Consider the following 12912-nt stretch of genomic DNA (forward strand, 5'->3'; position numbering starts at 1 on the left):
TGAGCGTGACCAATGCGATCTCGTCGATCATCGCCATCGGGGCGCTGGTGCAGGTCGCACCGCCGCTGGGCGAACTGGCCGCAGGCGCAGGCGACCGACCGTCGGGGCTGATCCTGGGCCTGGCCGTGGGTGCGTTGGCACTCACGGCCGTCAACATGTTCGGCGGCTTCGCGGTGACGCGGCGCATGCTGGCGATGTTCCGCAAATAAGGGGACGACAACAATGACTTCCAACCTGACTACCGTCTCCTATATTGGCGCGGCGATTCTCTTCATCCTGAGCCTTGGCGGACTGGCCAATCCCGAAACCGCGCGCCGCGGCAACTTGCTCGGCATGATCGGCATGCTCATCGCGGTGCTGGCCACCGTGCTCGGTCCGCGCGTGTCGGCCGAAGGCATTCCGTACGTTGTCGCTGCGCTGGTCGTCGGTGGCGCGGTCGGCCTGTTCGCGGCGAAGAAGGTGCAGATGACGCAGATGCCCGAACTGGTCGCGCTGATGCACAGCCTGGTGGGCCTGGCGGCCTGCCTGGTGGGCTTCGCCAGCTATATCGACACCTCCGTGCAATTCACCGGCGCTGAGAAGGCGATCCACGAAGTCGAAATTTACGTGGGCATCTTGATCGGTGCGGTGACTTTCGCGGGCTCGGTCATTGCATTCGGCAAGCTGTCGGGCAAGATCGGCGGCAAACCGCTGCTGCTGCCGGTACGGCACTGGCTGAACCTCGCCGCACTGCTGGTGGTGATCGTGTTCGGCCGTGCGTTCCTGCATGCAGAGACGATTCAGGACGGCATGACGCCGCTCGTCGCGATGACGGCGATTTCGCTGCTGTTCGGTGTTCACATGGTGATGGCCATAGGTGGCGCCGATATGCCCGTGGTGGTGTCGATGCTCAACAGCTACTCGGGCTGGGCGGCGGCGGCCACCGGCTTCATGCTCAGCAACGACCTGCTGATCGTGATCGGCGCGCTGGTCGGCTCGTCGGGCGCAATCCTCTCGTACATCATGTGCCGCGCGATGAACCGCAACTTCATCAGCGTGATTGCCGGCGGCTTCGGTACCGGCAGCGGCGTGCCGGCGCCGGCGGGCGGCGGCGCGCAGCCGGCCGGTGAAGTGGTGGCGGTGAGCTCCGCCGAAACTGCCGAGCTGCTGCGCGACGCAAAGAGCGTGATTATCGTGCCCGGCTATGGCATGGCCGTGGCGCAGGCCCAGCACACGGTGTTCGAACTCACCAGGCTGCTGCGCGAAAAAGGCGTTGACGTGCGGTTCGCGATCCACCCGGTGGCGGGCCGCATGCCGGGCCACATGAACGTGCTATTGGCCGAAGCGAAGGTGCCGTACAACATTGTGATGGAGATGGACGAGATCAACGCCGACTTCACCGAGGCGGACGTTTCGATGGTTATCGGCGCGAACGACATCGTGAACCCGGCGGCGCAGGAGGACCCGGCGAGCCCGATCGCCGGCATGCCGGTGCTGGAAGTCTGGAAGGCCAAAACCTCGATCGTGATGAAACGCAGCATGGCCTCGGGCTACGCCGGCGTAGACAACCCGCTCTTCTACAAGGACAACAATCGCATGCTGTTCGGCGACGCGAAGACCATGTTGAGCGAAATTTTCGGCGCGCTGAAAGTCTGAACGCAGCGCCTGGGTCCTACCCATTGCCAATCAACGTTGGCTTACCGACTATAGGTTTTTGCGGGCCTTGGTCACACACCAATTTCACAAAATGGAGAGCTTGCATGAGGAAGTCCCGTCGCACTTTTATGATCACCACCGCGGGCGTTGCTTCGGGACTAGCGCTGTCTCGCATTGCCTTTGCTGGTCCAGCCAATGCGTCGGAAACCGATCCAACATCGCTCGCGCTCGGTTACAAGGCCGATGCGGCCACGGTCGACAAGGTTAAGTATGCGAAGTACACAGTGGATCAGGCTTGCCGTAACTGTACGTTTTATCAGGGCAGGCCGAATGACGTGTCCGCTCCGTGTCCGATGTTCGGCGGTAAGCAGGTCGCAGGCAAGGGTTGGTGTAATGCCTATAGCAAAAAGGCCTGATTGCCCAGAGGCTGTATCTACACGGTAGACGCGCGGATGCAGCCCATCATTACGTGCCCTGCGCAAAACCGATTGGCGCAAAGACGAGCCGGATTCACTCTAAATGAAGTTGAAGCGGTCGGCGGTCACACGATCGCCGTTGCAATGACGATGCATTTATATCCGGGAAAAAGTAGATAGCGCGTCAAATGCGAGGTAGCGTGAGCTCGAAAATCGAGCCTCCGGCGGCCGACGGGCGGAAGGTCGCGCGGCCCCGATGGGCGAGGGCAATTGCGCGTACCACCGACAGACCCAGTCCCGATCCGCCGAACTGTCTGGAGCGTGACGCGTCGGCGCGCGTGAAAGGCTCGAATACCAGCTTCGCAAATTCGGGCGCAAGGCCGGGGCCGCCATCCTCGACACTCAGCACCAAGGCGGCCGGCGCGAGCCCAAGCGCCACTCGCAATCGACCTGGAATCGCATAGCGCCGTGCGTTGTCGAGCAGCGCAAGAAGAGCTTGCCGGATGCGCGCACCATCGCATAAGACCATTGCGTCACTGACGTCGAGTTCTATCGTAAAACCTGCCTCATACAGTGCGTCGCTGATGGAATCGACCGCTCGACGTATCTCAATGTCGATGCGTGTCGGTTCAAAATGCATTTCGAGCCGGCCAATGTCCTGAAGCGTGATGATGTGGAGGTCGTCGACGATCCGCGCAAGGCCTTCTACCTGATACAGCAGTCCGCGAATCTGCGCATCATCGGGCTCGAACACGCCATCGCGCATTCCTTGAAGGCGGCCGCGCAAAATCGTCAGTGGTGTGCGCAACTCGTGCGCGATCGCCGCGTTCCAGGCTGTCATGTCAGCCGCCATTTGCTGCAGCCTGATGGCCATCGCATTGAAATCATCGACAAGGAGCGCGGTGTCGCCGAGCGAACGGTCACCGGGAAGCGCGCGTGCTTCGAGGTCGCCTGCTGCGATGCGGCGCGCGCCTTCAGCAAGCGAGTTCAGTGGCGCGAGAATACGGCGGGCCAGGCGAGACGCCATGACGACCGCCACTACGAGGCCGATCAACAGCAACGTGGCGAAAATCAGGAAATCGATCGAATCGGGAATGAGCCACTCGACGGGCGTCTTGGGAAGCTCAGGAGGCGAGAGCGCATACAGCCAGCCGTAGATCACGACCGATCCGACAAAGGCGATGAGCATCGTGATAATCGATACCAGGCCCATCGAAAGCACGATCTGACGACTGAGGCGTCCGCGATGTTGAGCTTCATTGCGCTGCGTCTTCTCCATCACGTGCTCGCGAGTCGGTAACCGACGCCCCGTACTACCGTGATGATTTCCGCCGCGCCAGCCTTTTCGAGCTTTTTGCGCAAGTTGCTGACGTGGCTGTCGACCGTGCGTTCAAGCGCGCCACTGCCGGGCATGCAGGCATCGATCAGTTCGCTGCGAGTGAATACCCGCTGCGGCGATCTCGCCATATGGGTAAGCACCCGGAATTCGGTGAGCGTGAGGGCAAGTTGGACCGCGTTTCCGGCTGGAGCTGCACTCGTGCCCGCTTCCCGGATGCTGGCGACGTAACTTTCCGTGTCGATCTCGAGCCGGCCCACGCGAATGACTGTTTCAGTCCGTGACGCAGCCGTGCGCCGCAGCACCGCGCCGACCCGCGCCACGACTTCGACCGGATTGAACGGCTTCGAGACGTAGTCATCCGCTCCGATGCGCAAGCCCTGTAGCCTGTCGATATCCTGATCGAGCGCCGTTACGACGACAACCGGGGTATCGCCGCGCCGACGCAGTTCAGCGAGCACTTCCCAGCCGTCCTTGCCGGGCATGCGGATGTCGAGAAGCACGAGATCCGGCTTCAGTGTCGAATGAACATCGAGCGCGGTCTGTCCATTGCCGACCCGATAAGTGCGATACCCCTCGCGTACAAGATAAGCGTCGAGAATTTCCGCGATTTCGGGTTCGTCTTCGGCGATGAGAATCAGCGCGTTCATGTCGTTACAGGCTTCCGGCAGAAGCGACATCGTGGGGCAGCACCGCCGAATACGCAATCAGCTCCATGAAATCTCGATGATATCTCAACACAGCGAACATCCCTTTCCTGTCAGTTCCCAAGGAACGCCGTCATCGTTTCCGCTATCTGCTTCCGATCGTTGTCGATGCATAACATGTGATAGCTGTTCTCTACGATCAGGCATCTTGACGTGGGTATGGCGTCGACCAGAAATGAAGCGGACTTGACCGAGGTCACTTCGTCTTCGCGAGAATTGATCACGAGCGTCGGATGTCTGATGTGTCTCGCGACCCTCCACACCTTGTAGCGCAGTCGATCGACCTGGCGAATACACGCCAGCGGAACCCAGCGATAGTGAAACGCGTCGCCCCGTTGGAACCGGGCCTTGATCAAGGATCGTGTCAACGCGTTCTTGATTCCATAAGGATCTTGCTCGGTGACTCTCATTCTTCGGGCCAGACAAGGAATGAGGTAGAGGAAATACCGGAGTCGCCGATAAAACGGCATCGACCACCCGTCGAGAAAGACCGGTGCTGCGAGCAGGACGAGCTTGCCGTCGCGCGGTCGACGCTCCGCGACGATCAATGCGAGCAGCGCTCCCATGCACATACCGATGAGATGCACCGTTTCATAGGTACGGGCGAGCATGTCATATTCCCGCGTCGCTACGTTTATCCATTGCTCCGCCCGAGCCATGATCAGGTCCTCCGGGCTCGACCCGTGTCCCGGCAACGAAAGCGCGTGCGTATCGATCCCAATCTGGTTCAAAGACTTGCGCAAGATACCAAGATCGTGCTCCGTGCCGCCGAGGCCATGAATCAGAAGAGCGACGGTGCGACGTTTTTCGGGTTGTTTCATGATCGTGCCAATGGGTGGGGCGCAGCAAGGCTCAGCTCAGGCGCGTTGTCGGCAGGGCTCAGGTCTGTCTCCGTCAGGCCGCCGCCGAGCGCCTTGTAAAGGGCGACCGCATTGCCAAACTCCGCGCGGCGCAAGTCCAGCAGCACCTGCCTCGATGCATAGAGCTGCCTCTGGGAATCCAGCAGTTCGAGCCGTCCGTCGACGCCGGCGCGATAGCGGAGTGTCGACAGATCAGTGCGACGCTCGGCGCTCGCCACCACCCGGGTCTGAGCCTCGATCTGCCGATTGAAGGTGTCGCGGCCCGCCAGGCCGTCGGCAACTTCGCGGAACGCGATCTGCACAGCACGTTCGTATCCGGCAACCGCGCTCATCTTGCGCACTTCGGCGAGTCGTAGCTCGGCGCGCAGCCGACCGCCCTGAAACAGCGGGACCGTGACCTGCGGCGCGAAGGTCCATGCCCGATGGTCGCCATCGAAAAGGCCGCTCATGGCTGGACTGATGAAACCCAAAGAACTTGTCAGTGAGAGCCGTGGAAAGAATGCGGCGCGCGCCGCACCGATATCGGCATTGGCGGCGATCAGGTTCTGTTCCGCTTGCAAGATGTCGGGCCGTCGGAACAGCAGGTCGGACGGCAGGCCTGCAGGCAGTCGAGTCATGACCGGTTGCTGCGCCAGAGGGGTCGGCTCCGGCAGATCCTTCGGGAAGTCGGCGCCGATCAGGAGCCGCAGTGCATTGCCGGCCTGCTCGACCATGCGTGCGCGCGCCTCCAGATCTGCTTCGGCGCTGGCGACTTGACCTTCGGCGCCGGCCACGTCGACGCTGCTCGCCTGATGGGCGTTCCTGAGCCGGCGCGCGAGGTCGAGTGACTCCCGCCAGTCCGCAAGAGTGTGTTCGGCCAACTCGCGCTGCTCCTGTGCGAGGCGTTCGGCGAAGTACGCGTCGGCCACCGCGCCGACGAGCGCGATCTGCGCGGCACGGCGTCCGTCATCGCTTTCGAGGTAGCGGGCGAACGCGGCATCCGACAGGGAGCGAACGCGGCCGAACAGATCGATCTCGAACGCGCTGATCCCGACGTTGACGCCGTATTGCTTCTGCGTCATCGCGGCGATGGGCGGATCGGTCTCTGCGTTGGCGGCGATGCGCTGGCGCGTGAAGCCGCCGGTGGCGTCGACCGAAGGCAATTGTGCGGCGCGCTGGATGCCATACTGGGCCGCGGCACTTTCGACGTTCAGCGCGGCGAGCCGCAGATCGCGATTGCTTTCGAGCGCGAGTTCAATGAGACGCTGCAAACGCCGATCACCGAACATCGTGCGCCAGCCCAGATCGGCTGCGTTCGTGCGCACATTGGTTGCAGCGCCTTTCGTGTATGTCATGGGGACGGGCGCGGCCGGCCTGACGAACGCCGGGGTCAAAGAGCAGGCCGACACGGCCAGCACAACGGGAAGAATGAGGGCTCGCATGACATCAACTCTCTTGTTCTTGACGCACGGCCGCGCTTTTACGGTGGGTTGCCCGCCATGCCGCGATGCGTTCCTGGAAGCCCATCACGAAAACGAAGAAAACGGGCACGAAGAAGACGGCGAGGATCGTCGCAGTGACCATGCCGCCGAACACGCCAGTACCGATCGCGTGCTGTGTTTCCGCGCTCACGCCGGTCGCGATCATCAGCGGCACCACGCCGAGGCCGAACGCTAGCGATGTCATCAGGATTGGACGCAGGCGCAGCCGGGCCGCTTCCACGGCGGCTTCCGCCAGCCCCTTGCCCTGTTCGCGCAACTGCTTCGCGAACTCGATGATGAGGATCGCGTTCTTCGCAGACAGGCCGATCACGGTGATCATCCCGACCTTGAAGAACACGTCGTTCGGCAGTCCGCGCAGCAGCACCGCGCTGAGCGCGCCGATCAGTCCGAGCGGTATCACCAGCATCACCGACAGCGGAATCGACCAGCTCTCGTAGAGCGCGGCCAGCACGAGGAACACGACCACCATCGACAGCGCCATCAGCATCGGCGCCTGCGATGCCGACTGACGCTCCTGTAGCGACTGGCCGGTCCACTCGACCGTGAAGCCCGACGGCAACTGCGCGGCGAGACGTTCCATCTCGGCCATCGCAGCGCCGCTCGAATGACCGGGTGCGGCGCTGCCCGATATGCGCGCGGCCGGATAGCCCTCGAAGCGCGTCAGTTGCAGTGGCGACTCGGACCAGACGGGCCGGATCACTTCGGACAGTGGCACCATGCCGCCCCCGGCGTTGCGCACGTACAGCTTCAGCACGTCGTTGATCTGCATGCGCGCGGACGCGTCGGCCTGGATGATGACCTGCTGCATGCGCCCGGCATTCGGGAAGTCGTTGACGTAGGTCGAGCCGATCGCTGCCGACAGCGTTTCGCTGATGCTGGTGAAGGACACACCCAGCGCCTCGGCCTTGGGCCGGTCAATCTCCAGGTGGATGCTGGCACCCGCCGGCAGGCTATCGGGGTAGACGCCCGTTACGATGTCACTCTTCGCCGCGAGTTCCAGCAGCTTGGCTTGGGCCGCCTTCAGCGCTTCGTCGCCGTGATTGGCGCGATCCTGCAGACGCAACGTGAAGCCTGAGCTGGTGCCGAGCTCGTCGATCGCGGGCGGCAGCAGGCTCATCACGGATCCCTCGGTCACCGAAGCCATGGCTTGCTGTGCACGCGTGTTCTCATTGGGCGTCGTCGCGTCGCCGCGCCTGTCCCAGTCCTTGAGGACCGCAAAGTTCAGCGCGGCATTCGGTCCGGAGCCTGAGAAGCCATAGCCGACGATCGAAATGCTCGACTGGATCGCCGGGCGCGACGCGAGATGGCGCTGCAGCGTCCCGACCACATCCTGCGTGCGCTCGGCGGTCGCGTCGGCGGGCAGCAGGAAGCTTGTCATGAAGTAGCCCTGATCCTCGTCGGGCAGAAACGACGACGGCAGCATGCGAAAGCCGATGACGAGTGCGCCGGAAATGGCCACGAACAGCAGCATCACGCGCCCGGTTCGGCCGACGAGCCGGCCGACGCGCGACTCGTACGAGCGCGTCATCCGCTCGAAACGACGGTTGAACCAGCCGAAGAAGCCACGTTTCTCGTGGTTACCAGGCGCGATCGGCTTGAGCATCGTCGCGCACAGAGCGGGCGTCAGCGTCAGCGCGAGGAGCGCCGAGAACAGAATGGAGACTGCCATCGACAGCGTGAACTGCTGGTAGATCACGCCAACCGAGCCGCTTGCCAGCGCCATCGGGATGAACACTGCGGTCAGCACCAGTGTGATGCCGACGATCGCGCCGGAGATCTCCTTCATGGCCTTCGACGTTGCGAGCTTCGGCGAGAGACCTTCCTCGGTCATCAAGCGCTCGACGTTCTCCACCACGACGATCGCATCGTCGACGATGATGCCGATCGCGAGCACCATGCCGAACATCGTCAGCACGTTGATGGAGAAGCCTGTCGCCAACATGATCGTGAATGTGCCGAGCATCGCCACGGGCGCGACGATGGCGGGGATCAGCGTGTAGCGCACGTTCTGCAGGAACAGGTACATCACGAGGAACACGAGCACCATCGCTTCGACGAGCGTATGGAGAACCTTCTCGATCGAAATCTGAACGAACGGAGAAGTATCGAACGGGATCGAATAGCTGATACCGGCCGGCATCGCCTTGCCCGCTTCCTTCAGACGCTCGCGCACGGCCGCCGCGGTCTTGACCGCATTGGCGCCGGGCGCGAGCTGCACGCCAGCGAAGGCGGCGGGCTTGCCGTTCTCGCTGCTGACGAAGCTGTACGACTGCGACCCGAGCTCGACTCGCGCGACGTCGCGCAGCACGACCCGGGAGCCATCGGCGTTGGCGCGCAGCACGATCGCGGCAAACTGTTCCGGGGTCGTCAGTTGCCCTTGTGCGGTAAGCGGCACGGTCACCCGCTGACCGGTCAGAGCCGGCGACGCACCGACGCTGCCCGGCGCGATCTGCACGTTCTGCTGGCTGATCGCAGTCGTCAGGTCGTTCATCGACAAGCCATAGCCGATCAGCTTGTTCGGATCGACCCAGATGCGCATCGCCCGTTCGGAACCGAACAACTGTACGCGGCCGACGCCATCGACGCGTCGCAGCTCCTCGACGACGTTGCGCGCCATGTAGTCGCTGAGCATGCTCGCGTCGTAGAGACCGCTGTCGGACTTGAGACCGATGAGCATCAGGAAGCCCGAGGAAGCCGACTCCACGGTCACGCCGGACTGGCGCACGACCGGGGGCAGGCGCGGCTCGACGGTCTTGAGCTGGTTCTGAACGTCGACCTGGGCGAGCGCGGGATTCGTGCCGGGCTTGAACGTCACCGTGATCTGCGCGGTGCCCGACGTATCGGCCGACGACTCGAAGTAGAGCAGATTTTTGACGCCCGACAGCTCGCGCTCGATCAGGCTCAGCACGGAGTCGCTCATGGTTTGCGGCGTGGCGCCGGGATACGTCGCGGTAATGGTGACGGCGGGCGGCGCGACCGAAGGGTAACGTTCGATCGGCAGTTGCGGTATCGCGATCAGGCCCAGCAGGATGATGAAGAGGGCGATCACCCACGCGAAGACGGGTCGCCGGATGAAGAATTCGGACATGGCTCGACGCTCCCGTGACTCAGTGCGTGGGTGCAGCCAGCGGCGCACCGGGCGATTTCCCGTCGTTGGCGGCGACCAGCGCGCCGTCGTTCAGGCGCTCCATGCCTTCGACCACGATCTTCTGCCCGGACGTGAGACCCGATTGAATGCGGTAATGACGTCCGCTCAGCTCGCCGAGCTCGACGGGCCTTGGCCGCGCGTGGCTCGTCGCGTCGATCACCCAGACCTGCGGCTTGCCCGCGACGCGTACGACCGCCTGCTGCGGAACAAGCAGCGTGCGCGCGTAGTTCGCGCGCGGAATCCGGGCCCGTACATACATTCCCGGAAGAAGCTGCCGCTTCGGGTTGTCGACCAGCACGCGCAACAGCACATCGCCGGTCCCGGAATCGACGTTGACGCCCGAAAAGAGCACGCTGCCTTTCACGTCGTACGGTGTGTCGTCGTCGCGCAGAACTTCCACCGGAAGGCCACCGCCGCCGTCTTGTTGTTGCGTCGACAGCATGTTGCGCAGCGATTCGAGCGATGCCGCCGGCTGGCGCACATCCACATAGACCTGATCGATCTGCTGGATGCGCGCCATGGGTTGGCTGTCGCTACTGGCGACCAGCGCTCCCTCGGTCATCAGCGCCTGATCGATGCGGCCCGAGATTGGCGCCTCGACCGTCGCGAACTTCAGATCGAGCTGCCGACGCGCGAGCGTGGCGCTTGCCTGAGCCACGTCTGCGACGGCCTGGTCGCGCTGCGAGACGGCGTCGTCGTAGACCTGGCGGCTGATGGCGTCGGCTTCGACGAGCGGCTGCAGGCGTGCCGTTTGCACCTTCGCGCGCGCAAGCGCGGCCTCGGCGCGTTGCAGCGCCGCCGCGGCCGTGTCCCTGTCAGCCTTGAACGGCGCAGGGTTGATCTGAAACAGCGGCTGGCCGGCACGCACCTCGGTGCCTTGCTCGAACAGCCGGCGCATCACGATACCGCTGACCTGCGGCCGTATCTCAGCGACGCGCATTGCCGCGACCCGACCCGGCAAATCTTCCGTGAGTCTGAGCGAAGCGTGCACCACGGTCGCCGACGCCACGGGAATCGCGGGGGAGACGCCCAGCTGTTCGGCTTGCCCGCAGCCCGCGAGCATTGCCTCCAGCAGCAGCACGCACAAACTGCCACCCAGAGACCATCTTTCAAGTTTCATAAGAACTCCATCAGACGCAGGCAGTCGCCCGCTTGAACGGCAAGAAGTCTGCGTTCGAACGATGGGGTTTCCTTCGCGATTTGATGGAGAAACGATGAAGACGCAGTCATCTTCAAAGTGCTCGTCCGGCTTCACAGTTTCTCCATCAGTTCTCCAACGTTGCTTATCGATCCATCTTCAACATTGCCCTTTCGAGCAAATTCTTCGAGGGATCGGTCGCATGAACCGCAGTTTAAGCATCATCCACAGCGAATCGTCGAAGGGGTGGGGAGGGCAGGAAATGCGCACTCTCAGGGAAATGATCGGCATGCGCGACACCGGCCACCGTGTTGAACTGATTTGCCCGCGTGACGCGTCGATCGGAATGCACGGTGCTGCCGCCGGATTCGCCGTGCATCATTCGGAGATGAGGACGGGTGGCGATGTCGCCTCCGCAATCGATATTGCATGCATGTTGCGGCGTCGAGCTTGCGACGTGCTCAACACGCACAGTGGCCACGACAGCCTGGTCGCAGGCTTTGCCGCCCGCCTGGCCGGTACGCCGCTGGTTGTACGGACGCGTCACCTTGCGTTGCCCATCACTTCGCTTGCGACCTACAACTGGCTCCCTCACCGCGTGATCGCGGTGAGTCACCACGTTCGGAAGTATTTGATCGGCGCCGGAGTCGGCGCGGACCGGGTCGAAACCATCTATGACGGTATTGAGAAACTCGCTGTGGGCGGGAAGTCGACACTGCGCACGGAGCTGGGGCTCCGGGACGATGATATCGTCGCTTGCATGGTCGCCATCATGCGGGAAGGGAAGGGTCACGAAGACCTCATTGCGGCCGTCGTCCCGCTACTGGAGTCGCGTGAGAAATTCCATGTCGTGCTGGCCGGAGACGGCCCGATGTTCGCAGAAATAAAGCGCATGGTCTTGAACCGCGGCCTCGAGCATCGGATTCACCTGTTGGGATTCCGCAGCGACGTTCCAAACATCATGGCCGGATGCGATTTCTTCGTGCTTCCGACGCATCAGGAGGCGCTCGGCCAAGCCTTCATCGAGGCGATGTCGCTGGGCCTTCCGGTCATCGGAACGGACGTGGGAGGGGTGCCCGAGCTGATCAGCGACGAAGTGAACGGTCTGCTGGTTCCTCCGCGCGATCCCGTCGCTTTGGCAGAAGCGCTCGTACGGCTCATCGACAACGCATCGCTTCGACACGAACTGAGTCATGCAGGTCGATTCATTTTGTCGAAAGGATTTAGCGTGACGAACATGGTGTACGACACAATGTGCTTCTATCGACGCTCGCTCCAGCAGAGAGGTTATCAAGCATGAAGCCGCACCATGCGCGAGCGGTACCTGTGCTGATGTATCACCACGTCAGCAATTCACCGGGAATGCTGACTGTCACCGTCGAGCACTTCACCCAACAGATCGCCTACCTTCGTCGTGCGGGCTACCAGACGCTCGATGGCGACGGGCTGGCGGCATTCCTTTGCGGCGAGCGGGTTCCTGCCAGGTCGGTGGTCATCACGTTTGACGATGGCTATCTGGACAACTGGGTTTTCGCGCATCCGATCCTGCAGCGTTGGGGATTCAAGGCACTTTGCTTCCTGGTCACGAGTTGGCCCGGCGATGGACCCGTTCGTCCGACTTCAGTCGACGGATCGGCCGGTTCGCCCCGCGTACTCTCTCACGAGGACTCGCAGATCGCCATCCAGAATGGAAAGGCCGATGACGCCATCATGCGCTGGTCCGAAATCGAAGCGATGAGACGTGCAGGAACCTTCGAATTTCATAGCCATACGCACACGCACAGGCGTTGGGATCATCTAACGACTTCGCGCACGGCGAAGCGGGCTTGTCTGACAGAAGATTTGCGAGCGGGACGAAATGAACTCTTGGCGCGGCTGGGAACTGAGTCACGTCATCTTTGCTGGCCAGAAGGCTTTTACGATGGCGATTATCGGGAGATCGCGCTGAATGAGGGCTTCAATTTACTTTATTCATGTCATCGGGGTACTAATACGCAATCGAAACGGGATAACAAGGATGCCGAGCGGACTATCGCGCGGTTGGCCGTGCGCGACCGCCCCGCATCATGGCTGGCAACCCGACTCTGGATACATGGTCGACCGTTGTTGAGCCGGGCGTACTTGAGTTTAAGGTTGTAAGCGAGCGATGCTGGTCGTAATCGCATGAAGGCCGACAGGTCAAGCAGCATTT

Annotated in this window: 11 protein-coding genes; 5 read left to right on the plus strand and 6 right to left on the minus strand. The window is 62.4% G+C overall.

Features of this window, described 5'->3' with window-relative positions; all coding sequences use genetic code 11:
- The 3 genes from AC1Z32_RS38720 to AC1Z32_RS38730 all read left to right on the plus strand — a co-directional run.
- Positions 1 to 209, plus strand: a 209-nt coding sequence (locus AC1Z32_RS38720) for a proton-translocating transhydrogenase family protein (protein ID WP_483484159.1), incomplete at its 5' end; no start/stop codon positions are given.
- A 13-nt stretch (positions 210 to 222) separates the two neighbouring features.
- Positions 223 to 1635 carry a Re/Si-specific NAD(P)(+) transhydrogenase subunit beta gene (pntB, locus tag AC1Z32_RS38725; RefSeq protein WP_483484160.1) on the plus strand — a complete coding sequence of 471 codons (1413 nt, stop codon included), beginning with the start codon at positions 223 to 225 and terminating at the stop codon, positions 1633 to 1635.
- Positions 1636 to 1739: 104 nt separating this feature from the next.
- A complete protein-coding gene (locus tag AC1Z32_RS38730) occupies positions 1740 to 2051 on the plus strand; it encodes a high-potential iron-sulfur protein (protein ID WP_483484161.1) in 312 nt (103 codons plus the stop codon).
- A gap of 184 nt (positions 2052 to 2235) precedes the next feature.
- On the opposite strand, the gene AC1Z32_RS38735 is transcribed toward AC1Z32_RS38730, so the two are convergent.
- The 6 genes from AC1Z32_RS38735 to AC1Z32_RS38760 form a co-directional block, all read right to left on the minus strand.
- Entirely contained in the window at positions 2236 to 3330 is a 1095-nt protein-coding gene (locus AC1Z32_RS38735; protein WP_483484162.1) for an ATP-binding protein, read from the minus strand.
- Entirely contained in the window at positions 3330 to 4037 is a 708-nt protein-coding gene (locus tag AC1Z32_RS38740; RefSeq protein WP_483484163.1) for a response regulator, read from the minus strand. Before AC1Z32_RS38740 ends, AC1Z32_RS38735 begins: the two co-directional genes overlap by 1 nt.
- 110 nt (positions 4038 to 4147) lie before the next feature.
- Positions 4148 to 4915, minus strand: coding sequence for an alpha/beta hydrolase (locus AC1Z32_RS38745; protein ID WP_483484164.1), 768 nt, complete (start codon positions 4913 to 4915; stop codon positions 4148 to 4150).
- Positions 4912 to 6375 carry an efflux transporter outer membrane subunit gene (locus AC1Z32_RS38750; protein ID WP_483484165.1) on the minus strand — a complete coding sequence of 488 codons (1464 nt, stop codon included), beginning with the start codon at positions 6373 to 6375 and terminating at the stop codon, positions 4912 to 4914. Before AC1Z32_RS38750 ends, AC1Z32_RS38745 begins: the two co-directional genes overlap by 4 nt.
- Positions 6376 to 6379: 4 nt before the next feature.
- Positions 6380 to 9523, minus strand: coding sequence for a multidrug efflux RND transporter permease subunit (locus AC1Z32_RS38755; protein WP_483484166.1), 3144 nt, complete (start codon positions 9521 to 9523; stop codon positions 6380 to 6382).
- Between the two features lie 19 nt (positions 9524 to 9542).
- Positions 9543 to 10703, minus strand: coding sequence for an efflux RND transporter periplasmic adaptor subunit (locus AC1Z32_RS38760; RefSeq protein WP_483484504.1), 1161 nt, complete (start codon positions 10701 to 10703; stop codon positions 9543 to 9545).
- 220 nt (positions 10704 to 10923) lie between these two features.
- On the opposite strand from AC1Z32_RS38760, the gene AC1Z32_RS38765 reads away from it, so the two are divergent.
- Positions 10924 to 12021: a glycosyltransferase family 4 protein gene (locus AC1Z32_RS38765; protein WP_483484167.1), complete on the plus strand. Its 1098-nt coding sequence runs from the start codon at positions 10924 to 10926 to the stop codon at positions 12019 to 12021.
- Positions 12018 to 12860, plus strand: coding sequence for a polysaccharide deacetylase family protein (locus tag AC1Z32_RS38770; RefSeq protein WP_483484168.1), 843 nt, complete (start codon positions 12018 to 12020; stop codon positions 12858 to 12860). The genes AC1Z32_RS38765 and AC1Z32_RS38770 overlap by 4 nt, the downstream gene beginning before the upstream one ends.
- Positions 12861 to 12912: the final 52 nt, after the last annotated feature.

Source organism: Caballeronia sp. 11_S32 (genome assembly GCF_056930355.1).

Bases quoted from the DNA above. Each gene is read 5' to 3' on its own strand.
- AC1Z32_RS38770 (WP_483484168.1), top strand. From the start codon at position 12,018: ATGAAGCCGCACCATGCGCGAGCGGTACCTGTGCTGATGTATCACCAC.
- pntB (WP_483484160.1), top strand. From the start codon at position 223: ATGACTTCCAACCTGACTACCGTCTCCTATATTGGCGCGGCGATTCTC.
- AC1Z32_RS38740 (WP_483484163.1), bottom strand. From the start codon at position 4,037: ATGAACGCGCTGATTCTCATCGCCGAAGACGAACCCGAAATCGCGGAA.
- AC1Z32_RS38735 (WP_483484162.1), bottom strand. From the start codon at position 3,330: ATGGAGAAGACGCAGCGCAATGAAGCTCAACATCGCGGACGCCTCAGT.
- AC1Z32_RS38765 (WP_483484167.1), top strand. From the start codon at position 10,924: ATGAACCGCAGTTTAAGCATCATCCACAGCGAATCGTCGAAGGGGTGG.
- AC1Z32_RS38750 (WP_483484165.1), bottom strand. From the start codon at position 6,375: ATGCGAGCCCTCATTCTTCCCGTTGTGCTGGCCGTGTCGGCCTGCTCT.
- AC1Z32_RS38730 (WP_483484161.1), top strand. From the start codon at position 1,740: ATGAGGAAGTCCCGTCGCACTTTTATGATCACCACCGCGGGCGTTGCT.
- AC1Z32_RS38755 (WP_483484166.1), bottom strand. From the start codon at position 9,523: ATGTCCGAATTCTTCATCCGGCGACCCGTCTTCGCGTGGGTGATCGCC.
- AC1Z32_RS38745 (WP_483484164.1), bottom strand. From the start codon at position 4,915: ATGAAACAACCCGAAAAACGTCGCACCGTCGCTCTTCTGATTCATGGC.
- AC1Z32_RS38760 (WP_483484504.1), bottom strand. From the start codon at position 10,703: ATGAAACTTGAAAGATGGTCTCTGGGTGGCAGTTTGTGCGTGCTGCTG.